The organism is Faecalitalea cylindroides, assembly GCF_028321995.1.
GTDB classification, from domain to species: domain Bacteria; phylum Bacillota_I; class Bacilli_A; order Erysipelotrichales; family Erysipelotrichaceae; genus Faecalitalea; species Faecalitalea cylindroides.
On sequence record NZ_JAQLXG010000001.1, the window covers coordinates 214,319 to 237,479 of the forward strand.

Annotated in this window: 15 protein-coding genes; 14 read left to right on the forward strand and 1 reads right to left on the reverse strand. The window is 32.6% G+C overall.

All coding sequences use genetic code 11. The features are described from left to right. The 6 genes from PND65_RS01175 to PND65_RS01200 all read left to right on the forward strand — a co-directional run bounded on the left by PND65_RS01175 (position 1) and on the right by PND65_RS01200 (position 11,046). On the forward strand, positions 1–699 hold the full coding sequence (locus PND65_RS01175; RefSeq protein ID WP_271989839.1) for an LPXTG cell wall anchor domain-containing protein: 699 nt from the start codon (positions 1–3) through the stop codon (positions 697–699). A gap of 149 nt (positions 700–848) precedes the next feature. Further along, the gene (locus PND65_RS01180) at positions 849–1,802 is read left to right on the forward strand and encodes a DUF5011/hyalin repeat domain-containing protein (protein WP_271989837.1); all 954 of its coding nucleotides are present in this window, start codon (positions 849–851) and stop codon (positions 1,800–1,802) included. Positions 1,803–2,121: 319 nt separating this feature from the next. Continuing rightward, positions 2,122–4,086, forward strand: a complete 1,965-nt coding sequence (locus tag PND65_RS01185) for a hypothetical protein (protein ID WP_271989835.1) — start codon at positions 2,122–2,124, stop codon at positions 4,084–4,086. A gap of 254 nt (positions 4,087–4,340) precedes the next feature. Beyond that, complete coding sequence (locus PND65_RS01190; RefSeq protein ID WP_271989833.1) at positions 4,341–7,703, forward strand: hypothetical protein; 3,363 nt, start codon at positions 4,341–4,343, stop codon at positions 7,701–7,703. Between the two features lie 164 nt (positions 7,704–7,867). Beyond that, on the forward strand, positions 7,868–8,842 hold the full coding sequence (gene pta, locus PND65_RS01195; RefSeq protein ID WP_015535269.1) for a phosphate acetyltransferase: 975 nt from the start codon (positions 7,868–7,870) through the stop codon (positions 8,840–8,842). A 161-nt stretch (positions 8,843–9,003) separates the two neighbouring features. Further along, positions 9,004–11,046 carry an S-layer homology domain-containing protein gene (locus PND65_RS01200; RefSeq protein WP_271989831.1) on the forward strand — a complete coding sequence of 681 codons (2,043 nt, stop codon included), beginning with the start codon at positions 9,004–9,006 and terminating at the stop codon, positions 11,044–11,046. 143 nt (positions 11,047–11,189) lie between these two features. On the opposite strand, the gene PND65_RS01205 is transcribed toward PND65_RS01200, so the two are convergent. Next, on the reverse strand, positions 11,190–11,801 hold the full coding sequence (locus PND65_RS01205; protein ID WP_271990105.1) for a sugar transferase: 612 nt from the start codon (positions 11,799–11,801) through the stop codon (positions 11,190–11,192). A gap of 245 nt (positions 11,802–12,046) precedes the next feature. Here PND65_RS01205 and PND65_RS01210 point away from each other — a divergent pair, with 245 nt between their 5' ends. From PND65_RS01210 to PND65_RS01245, 8 genes are all read left to right on the forward strand, one after another. Next, positions 12,047–13,798 (forward strand): LCP family glycopolymer transferase, encoded by a 1,752-nt coding sequence (locus PND65_RS01210; protein WP_271989829.1) that lies wholly within the window; start codon positions 12,047–12,049, stop codon positions 13,796–13,798. 81 nt (positions 13,799–13,879) lie between these two features. After that, a complete protein-coding gene (locus tag PND65_RS01215) occupies positions 13,880–15,625 on the forward strand; it encodes an LCP family protein (protein WP_271989827.1) in 1,746 nt (581 codons plus the stop codon). Between the two features lie 332 nt (positions 15,626–15,957). Continuing rightward, positions 15,958–17,574, forward strand: coding sequence for a polysaccharide biosynthesis protein (locus tag PND65_RS01220; protein ID WP_271989826.1), 1,617 nt, complete (start codon positions 15,958–15,960; stop codon positions 17,572–17,574). Between the two features lie 61 nt (positions 17,575–17,635). Then, a complete protein-coding gene (locus PND65_RS01225) occupies positions 17,636–18,502 on the forward strand; it encodes an NAD-dependent epimerase/dehydratase family protein (protein ID WP_271989824.1) in 867 nt (288 codons plus the stop codon). Between the two features lie 2 nt (positions 18,503–18,504). Further along, on the forward strand, positions 18,505–19,617 hold the full coding sequence (locus tag PND65_RS01230; RefSeq protein WP_271989822.1) for a glycosyltransferase: 1,113 nt from the start codon (positions 18,505–18,507) through the stop codon (positions 19,615–19,617). Then, entirely contained in the window at positions 19,610–20,371 is a 762-nt protein-coding gene (locus PND65_RS01235) for a glycosyltransferase (RefSeq protein ID WP_035403706.1), read from the forward strand. The genes PND65_RS01230 and PND65_RS01235 overlap by 8 nt, the downstream gene beginning before the upstream one ends. Before the next feature lie 2 nt (positions 20,372–20,373). Continuing rightward, positions 20,374–21,090: a glycosyltransferase family 2 protein gene (locus PND65_RS01240; RefSeq protein ID WP_081683681.1), complete on the forward strand. Its 717-nt coding sequence runs from the start codon at positions 20,374–20,376 to the stop codon at positions 21,088–21,090. A gap of 138 nt (positions 21,091–21,228) precedes the next feature. Continuing rightward, a complete protein-coding gene (locus PND65_RS01245; protein WP_271989820.1) occupies positions 21,229–23,148 on the forward strand; it encodes a rhamnan synthesis F family protein in 1,920 nt (639 codons plus the stop codon). Positions 23,149–23,161: the final 13 nt, after the last annotated feature.

Consider the following 23,161-nt stretch of genomic DNA (forward strand, 5'->3'; position numbering starts at 1 on the left):
ATGAAGAATATATTTAAGAAATTTGCGTTAGGATTAGGTACAGCTACAGCAATCTGCATGAGCTTGACTCCAGCATTTGCTGCAGGAAGTATTACTTCAAATGGAACACCAAGTGGTGAAGTTCTTGTTGATGGTGTAGTAGTTGAAGGCTCTTATGCTCAGTTTGTAGATGATTTATCTTATTTAACATCAAGTGAAAACGAGCAGGATGTTAAGGCAGCTGACATTATCGAACAGTTGAATGCAGGAACACCATTGACAGAAGCTTTCTCTGGTGAAACCGTTGCATTACCTGAAGGTGTAGAAATCGATTTATCTGAATTTTCATTGTTGACAAAACTTCAGGACTTACAGGCATTTGATGCAGATGGAAATCGTCTTGAAGAAAATGTAACAATTAGCTGGGAAGTTCCAAACTTAACAAGTGAACTTGGTGAAGTATATGTACTACACTACAGTACAAAAGAAGATAAAGGCTGGGAAGTTATTAAACCAGATGAAGTTAACTACGATACTAAGATGATTACAGCAACATTTGAAGATCTTTCTCCAGTTGCGGTAATTTATAAATCAACAGAAAATGTACCTACTGAAAATCCTAATACAAGTACTTCAACAAACGCTGGATTATATTTAGGTGTTGGTGCTGTTGCTTTAGTAGCAATCGGATTGATCGTATTCAAAAAACATAAAGCTTAATAATCAAGTCAAGTAAATTTCGGGGTTGTCAAATTAGACAACTCCTTTTTTTTTATCTAAAAGGTATTCCCAATTTCTCGGGAATTTTTTTTTGTTTTCATTTTGTGTTAAAATATCACTAGACAAAAAATTGAATGGAGTTTTATTCTATGGAAAAAAGAAAACAGCATAAAAAGATAAACGTTTTAGAAGGTCTTGAAAAAGAAGAGAAAAAAGAAAAAGAAATAATCAATCTAGATAAAGAAATAGGTATTGATGAAGAAACTGAAGAAATGTTTCAAGAGGAAATGGAATCTTCACAGGAAAATGAATCTGTACTTGAAGAGGAAGTATCAGAGAATGAAGAAATTTTAGAAGCGCAAGAAGAGATAGTTGAAGAAAATAATGAAACTGAGAAAATTTCAGAAGAAGATAGTACAGAAGAAATAGAAGAAGAGCAAGAAATTTCTTTAGAAGAAGATGTTGAAGATTTGGTGGTTGAGGAAGATACGGACTCTAAACCTAAAAAGAAAATCGATGGCCGTTGGTTTTTGATTTGTATTCTTTGTGTACTACTAGGAATTGTATTCTATGCTGGATTCAAAGTGTTTAATCAATATCAAAGTCAGGAAAAAGTTGGTGAAGTAGCAGAAAATAAAACAGAAAACAAGGATACGACAGGTCCTGCTTTTGTTGGTTTTCTTGATCGAATCGTTATAAATTTAAACGCAGTTGATGTAGATTATTCAAAGTATTATTTAGCAGTTGATAATGATCAACAGATGCAAGTTACAGTAACTGGAGATGTTAATCTTTCACAAGAAGGAGAATATCCGATTACAGTTTCCAGTACCGATGAAGCCGGTAATACAACAAGTCAAGATGCTATTGTACAGGTGATTTCAGAAGAGACCATGGTAGCTGTTCCTATTGAATTAACACCTATGATCGATGGCAGCATTCCTATGGCTACGGATACTAAACAACGTGTAGATGCTAATGTCATAATGTATTATTACGGAGAAGTATCTCAAGAAATCAAAGATGAAATTGCTCGTCTTGGTTTGGATGTTTCAGGATATCGTTTAGATTCTTATTGGCATCCATCTGATTTAAATATTTAAATATTAATTGATTAAAAGATAAGCTAGGTTCCTATTTGCTAGGATCTAGCTTTTTTTTAGCTTTATTTAAGACTTAACCTGCATAATTATAAAAGATATCCGCTCTCGTGTGATTGTCTAATACATAAGTAATAAGTAAAAAAACACTTTGATCACTCCAATTGAAATTCAAAAAAAGTTATGTAAAAAAATAATGATTATGTATTGACAAATTCAAACGGGGGGGGGGTATTATATCAATGATAGATGAAGTACGCTCATCTATTGGAGATTTTTTTTGTACAAAAAAAATTTATTTTAAGAAATGGAGTGATTTAAAGTGTATCGAAAAAAATTCACAAAATCAGCACTATCTGGTTTAGTTGCAGTTTCTATGATTCCTTGTGTAGCTACTCCGATATTTGCTGAAAGTCAATCTGAAGAAGAATTATTAGGCCGGAAAGTAAGTATTCTTTATATTGACGAAGCTACAAATGAAAAAGTAGCACAGAACACAATGTTATTCAGTCATCTTGATAAAGATGGAAGCTGGACTATTAACGCAAATGAACTTCCTACAATTGCTAATTATACAATTACTTCTCAGGGAGATTTATTATCGCTTTATGGTGGAAGTGTCATTGAGGTTACAGTAAAAGCCAATGAAACACAAAAAGATGTAATCATGAAGGTTCAGTTTGTTGACGAGACAGGTACTGTAGTTGGCGGTGGAGATTATTTCTTACCTGAAGGCGTACAAAACTATTCAGTATTAAGTCAATACGTTCCTGTAGGTTATCAGATGACAACCACTGGAGACTTCATGGTTGAAGAAGGTGGATCAATCCAAGTTAATGTTGAGAAAATTCAAAAAGATGTGATCCTTAACGTACAGTTTGTTGACGAAAATGGAACAGTAGTTGCAGGTGGAGACTACTTTGTACCAGAAGGAATCAATAATTACTCAATTTTAGAACAGTATCTACCAGCAGGATATGAAATGACAGTTTCTGGAGATTTCAATACTGCTAATGGGCCATTGACTGTTTCTGTAAAGAAAATCGTAACTTCTAAAACAATCAATGTTGTATATGTAGACGAAAATGGAAAGAACTTAGGTGGTGGCGATTATATCGTTGATCCAGATGGAGACGGAGTTGCAAACTATAGTGAATTGCCTCTACCAGAAGGATACAAATTAAAAGAAACTGGTGACTTCTTTGTAGAAGATGGTGGTAAATACACAGTAGTTCTTGACAAAATCGTTGATGGAACAGTAGTTAACGTAGTATTCGTAGACGAAGCTGGAAACAACTTAGGTGGCGGTGACTACAGAGTTGACTTAGACAACGATGGTGTTGCAAACTACAGCGAATTAACTTTACCAGCAGGTTATGAATTAATCGAAACTGGTGATTTCTTCGTTAAAGACTTCGAAGGAAAAACAAATACTATTACTGTTAAAAAGATTTCAAAAGGATCTATCGTTAACGTAGTATTCGTTGACGAAGCTGGAAATAACTTAGGTGGCGGAGATTATTATATCGATGCTGATGGTGATGGAATCGCAAACTACACTGAATTCGCATTGCCAGAAGGTTATGAACTAATCACAACAGGCGATTTCTTCGTTAAAGATTTCGAAGGAAAAACAACAACTATTACATTACAGAAAATTGTTAAAGACACAATCATCAATGTAGTATACGTTGATGAAGAAGGAAATGTCCTTGGTGGTGGTGACTTCTTCGTTGATCCAGATGGAGATGGAATCGCTAATTATAGTGAATTAACTTTACCTGTAGGGTATGAGTTGATCACAACAGGTGACTTCTTCGTAGAAAATGGGGCTTCTTACACAATCACATTAAGAGCTATCACTACTGAAGAAGAAACAAAAGCAGCTACATTAAATGTTAAAGTAGTTGATTATGATTCTCGCGAAGTTTTATCAGCAGAAACATTTACTTCTGCAGATAAAGGTCAAGCTGATCAGACATATACATTTGTATATGGTGAAGATTATCAGGTAAATATTCCTAAAGGATATAAACTAATCAAAGATGTTGAGCCAGCAGATATTACTGTAAACTATGGTTCAACTATGACAGCAGAATTCTATGTTACTAAAGATGAAGGTACAGGAAACACTGGATCTACAGAAGAAGGTAACAAAGAAGACAGCAGCAAGACTGATGGTGTTGATACAGGTGTTGCAACAGCATTAAGTGCTTCTATGGCTGGTGTGGCTGCTAGCGGTATTGGTATTCTTGGTCTTCTTCGCAAGAAAAGACACAAAAAATAAATAACGGTTATTAAAGGTCTCCCCCTTTAAAATAACAGAAAAAGCCCTGTATGAAATTGCTTCTAAGTACAGGGTTTTTTTCTATGCATATTTTTTTATTGCAATAATTGTATAAAACACAACAAAAACACAACAAAAAGTGCAAAAAATATCGTAAAAATGTTTGTTTGTGCATTTTCGAAACGAGGGGGGTATGATATCATACAATAAAGAAAGCGTTATCAAAAAGCTTTTTTTTAAGGAGGAGACCAATAATGAACGAAAAGTTAGTTTTGACCGGAAAAGCGGTACTCAGTACGGTCATGGCTTCAACGATGGCATGTTCGATGTTATCGACGAACATCCTAGCGCAAGAGCCAGAAGTAGTACCGGAAGAAGAAACAACAGTGGAAAAAACACCTGTTGAAGAAGAACCAACTGAAACACCTGAAGAAGCAACAGGTGGTAATGAGGAAACTACATCAAGTAACACAATTACGACAAATGAAATTGTTGATACACCAACAACATATAGTTTCCCTAGTGGATATGATGATTCATGGACAGAGCAGAAATTACGTGATGAAATTCAAAGATTGCTAAATGAAGCAGCTAGCCTTTATGAAGAGAATAAGTATCGTCCAATTACAGAGAATGACTACATTACAACAAAGGCAACTGCTGAGGCAGCTTTAGCAGATACAACACTTGCAAAAGATAAATTGGCTTGGCAAGCACAGTATTTGAGTAATTGTATTAAAGCAATGAATACGGCTCAAAATGTATTAAGTGAATCAGCTAAACAAATTGTAATTATCAATAAAGAAGTAGCAAAATTGAATCCTTCTGAATATCAATTGGATGCTTGGGAAGCTCTTTCTAGTGCATTATCTTCTGCTAGAGGAAGAATTAACGGTAATGCTACTGATGATTATTCAGAAGATTTAGCTAATATTCAAAGCTTATATGAAGCTGTATTACAGACAAAGGTAGATGAGAATTTAGTTACATTAAGAGATCTAGTTGCAGAGTGTGAAGTTATAGTTAATAACCAATATTATCCTTCAAGAAGAGTTAACTATACACGTGATTCGTATGCTAATTTTACAAATGCGCTTAATGAGGCAAGAACAGAAGTTAATAAAGGAGAAACTACAATAGATCCTGCTGTAGCTCAAACTTTAATTGACAATTTAACTCAAGCAAAAAATAATTTGGTAGTAGTAGATGAAAACACAGTAGGACAAGAATATGGAATCAACGACAAGTGGTTAAACGGCTGGGATGGAAACTACGCAAATTACAATAAAAGTGCTTTGGTTCGTGGTGGATCATTATACATCAGTGGATATAAAGCTAATGGCGATGGTACAGTAACTGTTACTGTAAAATGGGAAAATTCAGGAATTGATCCAGTAACAGGAGGAATGTTCTACAATGTCCCTAAACAAGCAGCTTATAACAAATATGATGCTGAATATAGCTATCGTCCTTTCGAAGAAAATGATTTAAAGAATGGTGTTAAATTAACTTCCACAGTTGAGTTACCAGATGGAGATACTGATTATAGCGCAATTAAGGTTGATCCGCTGAATGATGATGAAGTACTTAATGGTTTTGAAAAAGATTTTGTTGTTCCAGCTGGTTCAAAAATCAATTTGACATTAACTCAAAAAGGAACCACTAGTAAGGCAGCCTATACATTATCTTTAGGAACATACTATGTTCCAACTGAAGCAGAAGATACAGTTGATAAATCTGAGCTAAAAGCTTGGATTGATAAAATTAATGCATTGAATCCAGATGATTATACACAAGAGTCATGGAATAAATTACAAGGAGATTTGGATATAGCAGAAATGTTCTATGAATTAGACGGATTCAAACAGGAAGAAATTGATCTAGTTGTTGATAGATTAGAGCAAAACTTCAATGCATTAGTACCAGCTGATAAAACGGCTCCAACTGTAGATCTTTCTTATGAAATGACAGATGAAGGAGTTAAAGTAACACTAACTGCTGATGAAGCAATCCAATCTATTGATGGATGGACTAAAGTAAGCGATACTCAATATCAAAGAGTTTATGCAGGTGCAGTAGATGAAACGATTACTGTATATGATCTAGCTGGAAATGAAGCTGAGGTACAATTAACATTAGCAGATAAAACTGCATTGAAAGAAGCTATCGAGAATTTTGGAAATCTTGAAGGATCAGGATCTGTTTACGATAACTATGTAAAAGTTTTGAATAATGGTAAAGCATTATTAGAGGATCCAGAAGCAACTCAAGTGAAGGTAGATAATGCAGCAAGAAATATTGAAACTTGCTATTATAAAGTTTTAGTTGCTGCTTTAAATACTAAATATGATCCAGATACATTTGATTATAGCAAGTATACAACTGACTCTATAATTCCTGTACAAAATATGTATGGTATTACTCATAACAGAACAAATAACAGTTACCAGGAAAGTGAAGCACAGGGTAATATTGGACAGATGAAAGGCTGGTATGAAGAATACTTGAAAGCAGAAGCTGGATTAACATTGGCAGCTCAAGATGAAAAATACATTGGATTTAATCCTGATTCTACTTCAGTTGATGATCGTCAGGGTAATTTTGCAGTAACTGGTCAAGAAGTAGTAGAAGTTGATGGTGTTAAGAAAATTCGACTTCATGTATCATTCTACAATGATGGATTACATCCAATTTATGGAGAAGAATTACCAAATGCAAATGGAAGTACTGAATTTGATAAATTCAGTATCGGAAAAAATGATGCAAAGGCCACAGTTCGTACATATACTTCAGAATTTGGATCTAAAAGAACAGCATGGTTGAAAAATATAACTTATTTGGATGGTCAAACTAGCTACAGCAAAGGTTTCCAAGGTACATTTGATATCAATGATGGAGAACAGTATGTAACATTTGAATATACAAAAGGTTGGGATAATACATATTCTCCATGGTATTACAATATTCAACTAATGGATATGGTGGATCCAGAATGCACAGTAACTTATTCTAATAATGGAAATCCTACTAATGAAGATGTTACGGTAACTATTCAAGCTAATGAACAACTTCAGCCTGTAGAAGGATGGACTTTATCAGATGATGGAATGTCATTGACTAAGACATATTCAGATAATACAAGTGAAACGGTTACGGTTAAAGATTTGACTGGTAATGCAATTGAAGTTCCTGTAAATGTAACTGGTATAGATAAAGAAGGTACTACAGTTAAAGTTAAAAATGAAACAACTGAAGATGGTGTATTGGTTACAATCGAAACAAGCGAACCAATTCAAACTCCAGATGGATGGACAAAAGTAAGTGATACAAAATATACTAAACTTTACACAGAAAATACGAGTGAAGATATTATAGTATATGATTTAGCTGGCAATGCTACAAAAGCTCATGTAACAGTATCTAGCATAAGTAAACCAGGAACAGGTGGATCTGATCAGGATAAGAATCAAGGAACGGAGACAAAGAAAGAAGAGTCTAAGAAAACAGATGGAACAAATACAGGTGTATTTGTTGGAACTGGATTATTTGCTGGATCAGCAACTGCAGCTGCAGCTGGTGCTGGTTTATTAGCGTTCTTGAAAAAACGTAAAAAATAAGAAATAATACATTTTCCCCGATTATTATGAACAGGAATCAGGATTCTGGTTCCTGTTTTTTGGCATTTACAAAGTGTAAATTTGCATGCTAAAAACTTCACATTGTTTTAGTGGAAAAGCGCTTGCAATTAGTCTATACTAGACACGAAAAGAGGTTGTGAAAAATGATTATAAATGAACTAGAGAAAAAAGTGACTGGCTCAGGGACCAGAATTGTATTTACAGAAGGTTGGGATCCACGTGTTCAGGAAGCTGCAATCAAACTGGTAGAAAATAATATCGTGGTACCTATTTTATTAGGAGAGCCAGAAGAAATTGAAGCTTGTGCCAAAGAAAATGGTTTTGATGTTTCTAACATCCAGCAGATGTCACCAAAATCTTTCGATAAAATGGAAGAAATGGCAACCAAAATGGTTGAGTTACGTCGTGGTAAATTAGACATGGAAACATGTAAGAAAATGCTTCAACATACAAACTATTTTGGAACTATGCTTGTTCAAATGGGCTATGCTGATGGATTATTAGGGGGAGCTACTTATAGTACAGCAGATACAGTTCGTCCAGCTTTACAGTTAGTTAAAACAGCTCCAGGTAATGCCTTAGTAAGTTCTTGTTTCTTACTTGTAAAAGGTGATCAACAGTACATCATGGGTGACTGCTCAATCAACATCAATCCAAATGCAGATGAATTGGTTGAAATCACAATGCAGACAGCTCACACAGCTAAACAGTTTGGTATCGATCCAAAAGTAGCCTTGTTGTCATATTCAAGCATGGGTAGTGCAAAAGGTGAATGTGTTGCGAAAATGACTGAAGCTTCTTTACGTTTAAAACGTATGCCTATTGATTTTGAAATTGATGGGGAAATGCAGTTTGACTGTGCAGTAAGTCCAGAAGTTGCTGCATTGAAAGCACCAGATTCTAAAGTAGCAGGTCATGCTAATACATTTATTTTCCCTAACTTATCTAGTGGTAATATTGGCTATAAAATTGCTGCTCGTTTAGGTGGATGGGAAGCTATTGGACCAGTATTACAAGGTTTAAATGCTCCAATCAATGACTTATCTCGTGGATGTACAGCACAAGAAATCTACAAGATGGCTATTGTTACAGCTGCTCAAAAATTCTTAGATATTTAATTAAAAGTCTTTAGACTAGCTTAGCGCTAGTCTTTTTATATGCAATATGACTGGTTTTTATATGAAAGACATCATATAAATATGTTTAACTAATTGTCGATTAATTGACTTTTAGAATGAAATCCTTTTTAATGAGTTTGTATATAGCAAAGGGGAAAAAAATGAAAAAAATATTAACAACGTTTTTAATTTCAGTTTTGACGATTTTAGGAGTAAGTTATCCTGTGCATGCTCAATCAGATTCATCTACTTTTGAAGTTGGAGAGATACAAAGAGAAGATCAGCCAATTACGAATGTGGATGAAAATGGGAATGTAACTTTTATTGATGCAGATGCAATGGAAGAAGAGATTTCAAGTACACCAATGGTAATGGCAAATGATACAAGCTCTAGATCTATAGATGTAGGTGTTGTCAATTTTAGAACAAAGTCTAGCGCTAATGAAAATACATTGTATGTGGAAGATAGTACCAATAAACAAGGATATTTAAATGGTTATGCAGCAAGTGATGGAGCTTTTTTAGGTTATAATTCGGATTATTCGAAAGTTAAATTCAAAATAGCTGGTGTTATTGGTTGGGTAGATTCTAATCAAGTAAGCATTGTGGATTATAATAGTGTTTCGTCTGTTAGCTATTATGTCGTAAATTCAGGTGTTCTATATCATGTAACTACAAATAATATTTATCAATCTAATTATGCTTCAAAAGTAATGATTGGATATAATCCAGGCTATTTACAAGAAAATGTGCCATATTATAGTTATGATGGACATTACTTCTATACTTCATATCAATCAATGATAAATGACTATCGTGCTGGCAGTTATACGTCTAGTGTGAATTCTAATGATCCATATTTTAATTATTTTCAATACTTACCTCATCGTTCAAAAACAGCGCATACTACATCTGATTTCGATAATTTAACAAATTCTAAAGCAAACGGAAAATTAAATGGTTTAGGTTCCTATTTTATTGAATATCAAAACCAATATGGTACTAATGCGGCTTTAATGTATGGAGTGGCTGTACTTGAAAGTGGTTGGGGAACTAGTAATATTGCTAAAACTAAGAACAACTTGTTTGGGCATGGTGCAGTTGATTCAAATCCTTATTATGGAGCCAATGGATATGATACGCCTGCAGACAGTATTTTGTACCATTCTAAAATTTTTATCTCAGAAGGATATTGCGATCCATTAGATTATAATGGACGATATTTTGGATCACATTTAGGGGATAAAGCTAGCGGAGTTAATGTTAAATATGCATCTGATCCATATTGGGGAGAAAAAGCAGCAAGTATAGTCTGGCAATTAAATGGCGCTTCACAAAATGATGATTATAGTAGGTATACAATTGGAATAAAAACAAAAGGCATTAATATAGAGGTTCATAGAGATCCTACACTGTCTTCTACAACTTTGTATCAAAGCGGTTCTGCAGATTATTATCCAATGATTTTATTAGCGGAAACTCAAGGAGATAATGTATCTGGCAATAACATTTGGTATAAAATTCAATCAGATCCAACATTGGATGCATCTCGTTCGCAAATTGTACAAGATCAAGGAGAATACGATTTTAATAATTTTTATGGTTATATAAATAGTCACAATATGTTTAAAATCATTCAAGGTTCTAATTCATGGTTTCATGATGTCTATACGACAGACTGGTTCTATGAATCTGTAAAATACGTCTATGACAATGGACTGATGACAGGACTTAACGAAACGACCTTTGGACCATATGAAAACCTAGCCAGAGCACAGTTTGCCGTTATCCTGCACAGGATGAATGGTTCACCGGATATGGAATATACAAATAAGTTCCCAGATGTAGCCGATAATCAGTGGTATACGGATGCAATCCTATGGGCAAGTGATATTGGAGTGGTCACAGGATACGAGGATACAGGAAAATTTGGCCCTGGAGACAATATCAACCGAGAACAGATGGCCGTGATGATGTATCGATATGCGAATTATCTTGGATATGATACAAGTGCAAGAGCCAACATAAGTAAATATACAGATGCTGGCAATGTAAATGAGTTTGCCAAAGAAGCGATGTCCTGGGCAGTTGGAGAGGGAATCATCACAGGAAAATACAATGAAACCCAGCTGGATCCACAGGGGAATGCGAGCCGTGCTGAATGTGCGACGATCATCATGCGATTTATAGAAAGTTATAAGTAAAGAAACCCGAGAATCAAAAAATTCTCGGGTTTTAATAAGTTGTAAAGTAAAAATGTAAATTTATAATGTGGATAAAGTGTAGATTGTTTATATAAGATAATAAATGGATTAATTCGTACAAAACAGTGTAAATAAATCACAATCTACTCTTTATCTTTATGTATCGTTCCAGTTCCACCTTCGACAACTCCTTCGTGTTTTAGTACAGAAGTAATTGTCATCCAGAAACATTTGCAGTCAAAGCCAAAACTCATATTTTTAACATAGTCACCATCCAGCTTGGCTTTTACATCAATTTCAAGTTCATCACGTCCATTGACCTGTGCCCATCCAGTAAGTCCAGGAAGAATATCATTGGCATGATATTTATCTCTTTCTTCAATCAAATCGTATTGATTCCAAAGAGCAGGTCTAGGGCCAACGATAGCCATGTCTCCTTTTAAGATATTAAATAACTGTGGGAGCTCATCTAAAGAGGTTTTTCTTAAGAATTTTCCAATACTTGTAATGTATTGATCTGGATTTTCTAATAAATGAGTTGGTGTATCTTTGGGCGTGTCAATTCGCATTGTTCTAAATTTATAGATATTAAAGTAGGTTTTATGAATGCCTACTCTTTTTTGTTTAAAGAACACAGGCCCTGGACTTGTAATCTTTATTAATAGAATCAAAATTAAGAGAACAGGGGATAGAATAACAGTACCTAATAAACTTACTATGAAATCAATCAATCTTTTTATATATTTTGCATAAATCATAATTTCACTCCATCTAAAAAACCATAACTAGTATAGCATAAGTCTTGTTGGGAGTGAGATTGAATCTATTTGAATATTAGGTAAATAGCAAGAAAATAATAAGTTATTTGTAAAAAATGGTATAGATGATTTGATTATTTTGCATATTTAATAAATATTTAGTAAATCTTAAATGAAAATTTGACATTTTAAAAAGAATCGTTTTTAATAATTTCATGAGAAAAAATGAGAAATCCAGAAATATGGATAAAAAAAGACGTAAATTTCGCTTTGGAATCATTACGTTTTTATTTTCAATTATAGCTACAATTTTATCGATATTGTTTGTTATACAGATTTTGGCTATGGGAATATTACCGTTACATTTATCTGTGCCTTTATCATTGATAGCTATAACTATTTGTCTAATTATATTTGTGATTGCTAATTTCATAAAAAAAAGAGGAATCATTCATTTTTTTTGTGGATTTTTAGCTTTGGTTCTTTGTGTTGTATTTGCGGTGGGAAATAATTACATTTATAGAACGAACACAATGTTAGAATCTGTTACTAACTTAACAAATAAAATGACAAATACAGTATCAATTATTACAATGAATGGTAGTGGAATAGAGAACCTTTCGGATTTGAATGGTCTTACTGTTTCTTCTGCAGAATCAATGGATAAGGATGCTACTGATCGTTGTATTTCTGATTTAAATTCAGAAGGAGTATCTGTTAATTTAGTAGATTACGAAAATTATCAAGCTGCATTGGCAGCTCTATATAATAACGAAGTTAATGCGATGGTTCTAAATGAGGCGTATCGAGGACTGCTTCATGAGAATGAAGAGTTTACTGGGTTTGGTAACATAACTACTATCATTCATAAAACTGTATATTATACTGAACGTGAAAATACAATAGAAATATCAAAAGATGCTGTCAATGTCGTAAGTGAACCATTTACGATATTGATAAGCGGTAATGATTCATATGGTAGTTTAAATGAAACTTCTCGTTCGGATGTAAATATGCTAGTTACGGTGAATCCAAGTACGCATAAGATTCTTTTGACTAGTATACCTAGAGACTATTATTTAAAGATGGCTTGTTCTGCTTCTTCAACAGACTGTCCAGAAGGTTCATACGATAAGTTAACTCACAGTGGTCTTTATGGTGTTGATTCTACAGAAAAGACTATTGAAGAAGCATTTGGTATAGACATTAACTATTATGTTCGAGTTAATTTCTCTAGCTTGGTTAATCTAGTAGATGCTTTAGGTGGTATTGATGTGGAAGTTGAGCCAGGTTTAGAAGTTGACACTTTCTATGCTAATGGAACAGAAGGTGTTCATGCTGGTACAAATCATTTAGATGGAGAAAGAGCCTTAGCTTTTGCAAGAGAACGTTATGCTTATGCAGATGGAGATATTCAAAGGAATAAAAACCAACAACAAGTATTAATGAGAATGTTTGAAAAAATTGCTTCACCAAGCATGATTGTGAATTTTGGTAATTTTGTTGATGCATTAGGTGGTGCTTTTGAGACAAATATGTCAAGTGAAGATATGTTGTCATTAATTCGTTATGAATTTACATTCTTTCCTGATTGGACTTTTGAACAGTGTAGTGTTGAGGGATATCAAGATACGATGTATAGCACGGTATTAGGAGATTATAGTGCTGTGACAATAGGAAATACGCAGTCTATGGATATCGCTAAACAAAAAATTCAAGCTGTAATTAATGGAGAGAGTGCCGATTCAATAACTACAGTGATAGATGAAAACGTATATACGCCATATTTAGATGACAGTGTTGCTTCAGACACGCCTACTTATACAGAGGACCCAAATCAGTATTATGATGTTCCTGTTACTGAGGATTATTATGATTCAAGCTATGATACGCAAATAGATAGTTATGAAGATCCATATGCTGGAACATATGATACTACTAATGGGAATGAAGATATTTATTATGATCAGAGTTCTGAATATCAATCCTGGTAGAATAAAAGTAGAGAAATCTCTACTTTTTTGTGGTTTCTTTAAATTAGTGCTAAAATAAATAAGATGAAATGAGGAGGTCCCATGGAAAGAGTTTCGAAAAGTCCGGAAAAAAAGAGTAAACTATTCGTGGTTTTTGCGATAATTATCTCGTTAATATTAGTTCTTTTTACAGGATACGTTATCTATTTATTATTAACTTTAAATATTCTTCCAGAACAGTTATTAATTCCTGTATGCTTGATAGTAATCTTATCGGCAATAATTTTATTAGTACTTTTAAATTTTGCTTCTGCTCGATTATGGTCAAAAATTTTGTCCTCTTTCTTAGTGATTGTAATGTCTATAGTGATGGGGTTTGGAAGTGTTTATCTTCAACATACGGCGAATACATTAAAGAAAGTTACTGAACAGGCAGGAAAAGTAAAAACGACTGTTTCCGTGATTTCATTAGCGTCATCTTCATATGAAGAAATTGACGATTTGATGAACAAAAAAATTGCGACTTTAAAAAACATTGATCAATTAGGAACAGAAAAATCTTTAGATGATATTAATTCGCAAGATGTAAAGATAGAAAAAGTAGAATATGATAATGTTCCTGCTCAAGTAAAAGCTTTATATGATGGAGAAGTGGACGCTATTGTATTGAATGAGGTATACAGAACAAATGTTTCAGAGTTAGAAAATTATTCGGATTTTTCGAATCAAACAAAAGTAGTATATCAAACGGTTTTTTATACTGATACAGCTAATGAACCACTTGCTGTATCTGATATTACAACAAATCCATTTAATATTTTGATTACCGGAAATGATTCTTATGGTGAATTTGAGGAAATGTCAAGATCTGATGTGAACATGATTGTAACTGTTAATCCTGTTACATCTACTGTCCTGATGACAAGCATACCTCGTGATTATTTTGTAGAAGAAGTTTGTGACGACTATGCTTGTAATTATGGAGCGACAGATAAATTAACACATACTGGTATTTATGGAGTCTCTACAACTAAAGATACTCTAGAAAATCTTTTGGGAATTGAAATTAATTATACTTTCCGCGTGAATTTTTCAAGTATGGAAAACATTGTCGATGCTATCGGTGGAATAGATATTGAAGTTGCTCCAGGTATGGCGGTTAGTAAATTCTATTCAGATAGTACACTTGAGGGTGTAACCGAAGGAACAAATCATCTTGATGGAAAAAGAGCCTTGGCTTATTCGCGAGAAAGAAAAGCATATTTAGATGGAGATACACAACGAGCAAGAAATCAACAGCAAGTATTAGAAGCGATTATTGATAAGGTTACTTCTCCAACAATTTTAACAAACTATTCTCAATTATTAGAGGCATTAGGAAATGCATTTGAAACCAACATGACAATGGATGAAATAACATCTTTAGTACAATATCAAATTCAAGCGATGCCTGAATGGAATTTTGAACAATATGTATTATCGGGGTATGGGGATATGCAAGTTTCTCCAGAATTAGGAACCGAAGTTAGTGTCGTTATTCCGGATACGAATTCAGTATCTATAGCTTCTCAGAAGATTGCTGCTGTCTTAAATGGTGAATCAAGTTCTACTATTGAAAGTGAAGAGGATGTACCGGCAGGAACACTATCTCAAGAACAGATAGAAGCTCAAATTCAGGAAGGCTTATTAACAGAAGGTGGATACTATTATTATGATCCATATTATTATGGTTCAACTCAAACATATGATGACTCTACTTATTATGATCCAAACGCAGTAACAGATACACAGACTTATGGTGATGGATATTATTCTGGATCAGAGACTACCACTGAAGAAGTATATTAAAATTGATTCTTATAGAATTCTGGGAGAAATCCCAGAATTTTGTATTTTATTACGATTTCGTATATAATGTATACGATTATGTGATTGGAGCATAAAATATGGATTTTATATATGAGACTAAATTATATCAACATTTCCGAGGATTACTAATTTGTTTAATAGATTTGTTAATCACCGGCTTTAGTTATGTTTTCGTTTTTTTTATGGATAACGGTTTCTTTTTGGAAGGAAGGTTTTTTCATATTACTCGATTGATTTTGTGGGGTATGTTCTTTGTACTGATTCTTCATTTAGTCAGTCAATTAATCTTCAGAACACACAAGATTTTATGGATGTATACCGGGCCAAGTGAGGTAATTCGTTGTTTCTTAAGTTCTTTATTATGCATGTTGATAATGTTGTTTTTCCAACAGATTACAAATTTGTTCCACCCATCTTTAATAATCATATCTGAATTATTATCTTTTATCTTATCACTAGGGGTTCGATTGATTTATAGAACATTAAGACGTTCAGCTTTAGCTTCAGATAGAAAACAAAATGCCTTGATCATTGGAGCAGGAAGTGCCGGTTATTTAATGTTATCAGAGATTTATCGTAATACTAAATATCCTTATAATGTGGTGGGGTTTTTGGATGATTACAAAGCAAAAGGTATGATTTTAAGCGGAAAACCTGTGTTAGGAACAATAGATGAGGTTGCCGATATTGCTAGAGAGAATGGTGTAAGCCAAATTTTTATTGCCGTTTCTTCAGTAACTCCTGAGCAAAAGAGAAGAATTATTAATTTATGTACCTCTACTAGCATTAATACAAAAGTGATGAACTTTTCGGTTGATAATGATTCTCAACAACATGTTTCTGTTGAAGATATACGAATTGAAGATTTATTAAATAGACCGAGTATAGATTTGAAAATAGAAGAAATAGCATCTTATCTAATCGATAAAACAGTTTGTGTTACAGGAGCTGGAGGATCAATCGGTTCAGAGTTGTGTCGTCAGATAGTAAGATTTAAACCAAAGAAACTTGTCATGATTGATATTAATGAGAATTCTCTCTATATGCTTGAACAAGAATTCATGCGTAATAAACGAATCGGTAAAGTAGACAGTTCAATTGAAATCGTTTCATTAATAGTTTCGATTCGAGAAAGAGAAGAATTATTTAAAGTTTTAAAAGAGTATCAATGTGATGTTGTATATCATGCTGCTGCACATAAACATGTTCCATTGATGGAAACTAGACCTTCTGAAGCAATATTAAACAATATTTTGGGTACTAAAAATGTGATTGATGCAGCAATAAATACAGGAGTATCTCGTTTGATCATGATATCTACGGATAAAGCCGTCAATCCAACAAATGTTATGGGTGCAACCAAAAGGATGACAGAGTTGATCTTGCAATCGAGAGAAACTGATAAAAAAATCAGAATGGCTGCCGTTCGTTTTGGGAATGTATTGGGATCTAACGGTTCAGTAATTCCAATTTTTAGAGAGCAGATCAAACAAGGAGGACCTGTTACAGTTACAGATAAAAATGTACAGCGTTATTTTATGACAATTCCGGAAGCTGCTCAATTAGTTCTGCAGGCAGGATATTATGCCAAACATCGAGAAATCTTCGTTTTAGATATGGGAGAACCAGTGAAAATATTGGATTTGGCTGAGAAAATGATTCGTTTAGCTGGTTATAAACCTTATCAGGATATCGAAATCAAAGAAATTGGTTTACGTCCAGGTGAAAAAATGTTTGAAGAACTAGCTTTAGAAATTGAAAAGTGTCATAAAACTGACAATAATCTTATTTTTGTTCATGAGAGCATGGATGTTCGCCAAGAAGATATTGATAAAAAGGTTGCTGAATTAGCACAAGCCGCGGTTGAGTTAGATGATCCTGCTAAGTTAAAGTCGATGTTAATGGAAGCAATAAAAGATACAAATTAAAATTTTAACTATTTAATATCTTCTTTATAATCGTGTTTATAAACTATATAGGAGATGTAGAATGAAAAAAATTCTTATAACAGGGAAAAACAGTTATATTGGTACTCATTTAAAGAATAGATTGTTACAAGAAAAAAACTCATATCATGTAGAGGAATTAGATTTACATGATTCTAAGTGGAAAACAGTTGATTTTTCTGATTATGATACGATTTTTCATGTGGCAGGACTAGCTCATTCTACACCTAAAGATAGCGAGAAGTCTTTATATTATAAGATTAATACAGATTTAGCATATGAGGTTGGTTTTAAAGCTGCTAAAGAAGGTGTTCATCAGTTTATTTTCATGAGCTCTGTGATTGTTTATGGTAGTGAAAGTTTCAAAAATAGTGAAAAAATTATTCGAAAAGATACGCCATTAAAACCGGATAATTTTTATGGGGATAGTAAAAAACAAGCCGAGATAAAATTGAAACAGCTGGAAAGTGATCAATTTAAGTTGTGTATTATACGTTCACCAATGATTTATGGAGAAGGATCAAAGGGGAATTATCCTATATTATCAAAATTTGCTAAAAAAACACCTATATTTCCAGATTTTGAAAATAAACGAAGTATGTTATATATAGGAAATTTAGTTGAATTTTTGAAAAATGTCATAGATTTAGAGTTAGCGGGTTTGTTCTTTCCTCAAAATAAAGAATATGTTGAAACGAGAAAATTAGTTGAGAAGATTGCATCAATAAATAATCACAGAATTATTTTTACACGCATATTTAATCCCGTAATCAAACGATTAAAGACAAACATTTTAGTTGAAAAAGTATTTGGAAGTTTAATAATCGATAAAGAATTATCAGTTTATAACTTTGAATATAATGTATTTGATTTTGAGGATTCGATACAAAGGACAGAAAAAAGAGGGTAACCATGAAAGTTGTCATAGTTTGTGCATTTGATACATATTTTGATAGAGTGAAACTTTTGAAAGAATATTATAAAAAAGAAGATGTGATCGTAATCTCATCTGATTTTTCTCATAGAAAAAAAAAGAAAATTCATAATGAGATGTCAGACTTAGATATAAATGTAAAAGAATATAAAAAAAATTTATCAATTGATAGGCTGATTTCTCATTATCAATTTTCTAAAAGTGTGTATAATGAATTAGTCGCAATTCAACCGGATTTAATACATGCTCTTGTTCCACCAAACAGTTTATCGAAATATTTATCTCTATACAAAGAAAAATATAATGTAAAATTAATTTTTGATATCATTGATTTATGGCCAGAAACTTTGCCTGTAGGCAATATAAAAAACATATTTCCAATAACATTATGGAAAAATATCAGAGACAAATACTTAGAACGTGCAGATATCATTTTTACTGAATGTGATTTATTCCAAGAAGTTTTAAGAAAAAAAGGTAATTTAAAATATCATACTTTATACTGGTCTCGCAAAGAAAGACCGCTGGAAACATCCTACAAATTTTCTAAGAATAAAAGAAGTTTTTGCTATTTAGGTTCAATTAATAATATTATTGATTTAGATCTTATAGTCCAATTTCTTAAAGAATGCAATAAAAAAATAGATACGACATTGCACATCATAGGTAACGGAGAAGAAAAACAAACTTTGATAAGCAGATTATCGGCTGAACATATAACAGTTATTGACCATCAAGAAGTATATTCACAAATAGAAAAGCAGAAAATATTTGATCAATGTGATTATGCTTTAAACATTATGAAACCTACCGTTGTAGTGGGACTTACAATGAAATCATTAGATTATATGTGTGCTGGAATACCGTTGATCAATACAATTCAGGGAGATACATATAAACTTTGTGCTCAAGAAGAAATTGGACATAATGTAAACAAAGACAATATCCAAGAAATAATTAATGAAATAATTCATGAGGATGAAGAAGACATGTCGTTTAAAAGAGAAAAGATAAAAAGTGTTTATTTAGAAACTTTTACGGACACTGTTTTTTTTGAGACGTTAGATAAAGCAGGTGTTTTACATGACTAAGAGATATAGCTTAATTGTTGTATATAACAAGGAACTTGATAAATCTCCAACATATAAATTGTGTAGAGAATACAATAATTTAATAACTATTGTATGCGATAATAGTACAACACCAAATAATAATCAAAACATAGCAAAAAAAGATGGAGTTATTTATATTTCCATGAACGGAAATAAAGGTTTATCCTGCGCATATAATGCTGGAATTAATGAAATACAAAGTAAGAATGGTTACATTATGATTATGGATGATGATACAGAGATTCCTAGAACCTATATAGAATGGTTTTTATCTGCAGAGTTACATGATACAGATATATATTTACCAATTGTAAAAGACGAGAAAGGAATCATGTCACCATCAAAGAATGTAAAGGGTGTAGTTTATCGATCACAAGATACAAACATTTCATATTCAGAAATAACAGGTATAAATAGTGGGATGATAATCAATTTATCATGTTTCAAGGATTTTTCTTATGATGAAAAACTCTTTTTAGATTATGTAGATCATTATTTTCTGATAGAAATGAAGAAAAGAAATAAAAAAATAGAGGTATTACCTTTTGAAATTTATCAAAATTTTTCTGCAAATACCAATAGTAAAAAGTCTGCTATAGTCCGGTGGAATATCTTTAAAAGAGACAGTAAATATTTTTATAGAAATAATAAGAAGAATTACTTTTTTATTCTGTTAAAAAGAAGAATACGTTTAATGCTTCAATATAAAGATTTAACGTTTTTATGGAGATAAATATGAGAAAAAAAATATCAGTGGCTATGGCAGCTTATAATGGTGAAAACTATATCAAAGAGCAAATAAAATCAATTCTTGTAAATTTAACAGAGGGTGATGAGTTGATTATCTCATTAGACCCTTCTAATGATAAAACCAGTGAAATCATTCAATCGTTTTCAGATGAACGAATTAAACTTTTAAAGGGACCTGGAAAAGGATTGATTTACAATTTTGAGAATGCGATAAAACACACTCATAATGACATAATATTTCTATCTGATCAAGATGACATCTGGGTGCAAAACAAAGTAGATTTAGTGCTCAAAGCTTTTGAAGATTCAAGCACAAACGTTGTACTGCATGATGCAAAGATTGTTGATAAAAATTTAGAAGTTTTATCAGAGTCTTTTTTTAAGGATCATAGGACTAAACTAGGTGTTTTAAATAACATTATTAGAAATAGTTATATAGGATGTTGCATGGCATTCAGAAAAGAGATGAAAGAATATATATTACCTTTTCCATCGAAACTTCCAATGCATGATCAGTGGATTGGACTGATTGGAGAATTACATGGAAAAAATGTAATGCTGGATGATCCACTTATTCTTTATCGAAGACATGGTTCAAATATGTCATCAACTGAGCATTCGAATATTTTGCAAATGATAAAATGGCGCTTTCAGATTATTTCTGCAGTATGCATGCATAAAAGAAAATGTAATAAATTATGATATATCTTAACTGAAATGGACAAAATTATGTGTAAAGTGTACAATATGTCTTGCTTGATTTATTTAGTGAGTATTTTGTTAATGTATTAGAAAGACTATAGACAAGCGAACTTGTATTTAAATGAGAAGGAGATTCTGATGTTAATTAAAGATAAGAATAATCGAATAGCAATTTACTTTTTTTATGATGGACAAGGTATTGTAGATAGATATGTAGAATATTTTTTAGAAGACTTTAGTCAATACGTGCGAACACTCTACATTGTTTCTAATGGTAATTTAGAAGAAACTCAGAAACAGAAATTACAACGATTTGGCGAAGTCATAGAAAGAGAAAATAAAGGATTCGATGTATGGGCGTATAAAACGACTTTAGAAAAAATTGGTTGGGAAAAATTATCAGAATATGAAGAAGTAGTCTTGTTAAATAGCACCATTATGGGGCCTGTGGATTCTTTTGAGAAAACTTTTAAAACTATGGATGAAAAAGATTTGGATTTTTGGGGAATGACCATCTATCCAAAATATAATCACGATCCATTTAATTGTATCTCGTATGGCTATATCCCTGAACATCTACAATCACATTTTATAGTGTGTCGTAGATCTTTAGTGACTACGGATGTTTTTCAAGAATATTGGAAAAACATGCCTATGATAAATAACTATAGTGAGGCTATAGGTAAACATGAGGCGATCTTTACAAAGTATTTTAGCGATAAAGGGTTTAAGTGGGAAGCTTTTGTAGATACACATGGCTTGGAAGACTATACAGGATATCCTCTTATGATGTGTCCAACAAAATTAATTAAAGAATATAATTGTCCAATCTTTAAAAAAAGAAGTTTTTTCCACGATATAAATGACTTTTTGCGCAATACTACAGGAGAGCAGACAAGTGAGCTTTATGAATATCTCGATAAACATACTAACTATGATGTAGATATGATCTGGGATCCAATATTAAGGAGTTATGATCAAGAGATACTTGTCAAAAATATGAATTTAACATATGTTCTTCCTAAAGAATTTGATAAGAATAAAACGTCAAATAGTAAAGTGGCTTTGGTAATTCATATGTATTTTCCAGATTTACTGGAAGAAAACAAGAAATATATTGAATCTATGCCTAAAAACGCAGATATTTATATAACAACAAATTCTGAAGAGAAGAAGAAAGAAATACTAAGAGTATACAAAGACTTACAATTTAATAAATTTGAAGTCAGAGTAATCGAAAATAGAGGAAGAGACGTAAGTGCATTATTAACAGGTGTTAAAGATGTAATTATGGATTATGATATCGTATGTTTTGCGCATGACAAAAAAACTGCACAAATTATACCAGGGACTAGTGGTGCATCTTTTGCATATAAGTGTTTTGAGAATGTTTTGGCTTCAAAACAGTATGTGTCTAATGTAATTGACTTGTTTGATGAGAATAAAAGATTAGGTATGTTAGTTCCACCGGAACCAAATCATGGGATTTTGTTTCCAACGGTTGCATATGGATGGGGACCAAATTTTGAAATTACGAAACAATTAGCAGACAAGTTAAAACTTACGGTACCTATTAATGCCTATTGCCAACCTGTGGCTCCTTATGGAACAATGTTTTGGTTTAGACCAAAAGCGCTAAAACTGTTATTTGATTGTGATTGGAAATATGAAGATTTTCCAAAGGAACCCAATAAGATAGATGGAACTTTATTGCATGCAATAGAGAGAATCTACCCATACGTGGTTCAACAAGAAGGATTTTATCCGGCAATTGGAATGACAGACAAATTTGCTGCTATCGAATATCAAAATCTTCATCACTATACTAGAGGTTTCGTAAGAGCAGGAGTAGATAGTGGTTTAGGACCATATTATGATGAAATGATTTTAGGTTTGAGACATAGAGTATTGGGAAATGGCGTTAAAAAAGATATTAAGATTTTAGCTAAAGATATTGTAAAGACAACAACTAATTTGATAAAGAGTGCGTTAAGAAAAATCATGGGTGAAGTTGCTTATGAAAAATATCGTAGAAAATGGGTTACACGTGTAAAATAGAGGCGGTGTTAGA

Excerpts from the sequence above, each read along its gene's own strand:
- PND65_RS01180 (WP_271989837.1), top strand. The coding sequence starts at position 849 with ATGGAAAAAAGAAAACAGCATAAAAAGATAAACGTTTTAGAAGGTCTT.
- PND65_RS01190 (WP_271989833.1), top strand. The coding sequence starts at position 4,341 with ATGAACGAAAAGTTAGTTTTGACCGGAAAAGCGGTACTCAGTACGGTC.
- PND65_RS01175 (WP_271989839.1), top strand. The coding sequence starts at position 1 with ATGAAGAATATATTTAAGAAATTTGCGTTAGGATTAGGTACAGCTACA.
- PND65_RS01200 (WP_271989831.1), top strand. The coding sequence starts at position 9,004 with ATGAAAAAAATATTAACAACGTTTTTAATTTCAGTTTTGACGATTTTA.
- PND65_RS01210 (WP_271989829.1), top strand. The coding sequence starts at position 12,047 with ATGGATAAAAAAAGACGTAAATTTCGCTTTGGAATCATTACGTTTTTA.
- pta (WP_015535269.1), top strand. The coding sequence starts at position 7,868 with ATGATTATAAATGAACTAGAGAAAAAAGTGACTGGCTCAGGGACCAGA.
- PND65_RS01220 (WP_271989826.1), top strand. The coding sequence starts at position 15,958 with ATGTATACCGGGCCAAGTGAGGTAATTCGTTGTTTCTTAAGTTCTTTA.
- PND65_RS01240 (WP_081683681.1), top strand. The coding sequence starts at position 20,374 with ATGAGAAAAAAAATATCAGTGGCTATGGCAGCTTATAATGGTGAAAAC.
- PND65_RS01230 (WP_271989822.1), top strand. The coding sequence starts at position 18,505 with ATGAAAGTTGTCATAGTTTGTGCATTTGATACATATTTTGATAGAGTG.
- PND65_RS01215 (WP_271989827.1), top strand. The coding sequence starts at position 13,880 with ATGGAAAGAGTTTCGAAAAGTCCGGAAAAAAAGAGTAAACTATTCGTG.
- PND65_RS01225 (WP_271989824.1), top strand. The coding sequence starts at position 17,636 with ATGAAAAAAATTCTTATAACAGGGAAAAACAGTTATATTGGTACTCAT.
- PND65_RS01245 (WP_271989820.1), top strand. The coding sequence starts at position 21,229 with ATGTTAATTAAAGATAAGAATAATCGAATAGCAATTTACTTTTTTTAT.
- PND65_RS01235 (WP_035403706.1), top strand. The coding sequence starts at position 19,610 with ATGACTAAGAGATATAGCTTAATTGTTGTATATAACAAGGAACTTGAT.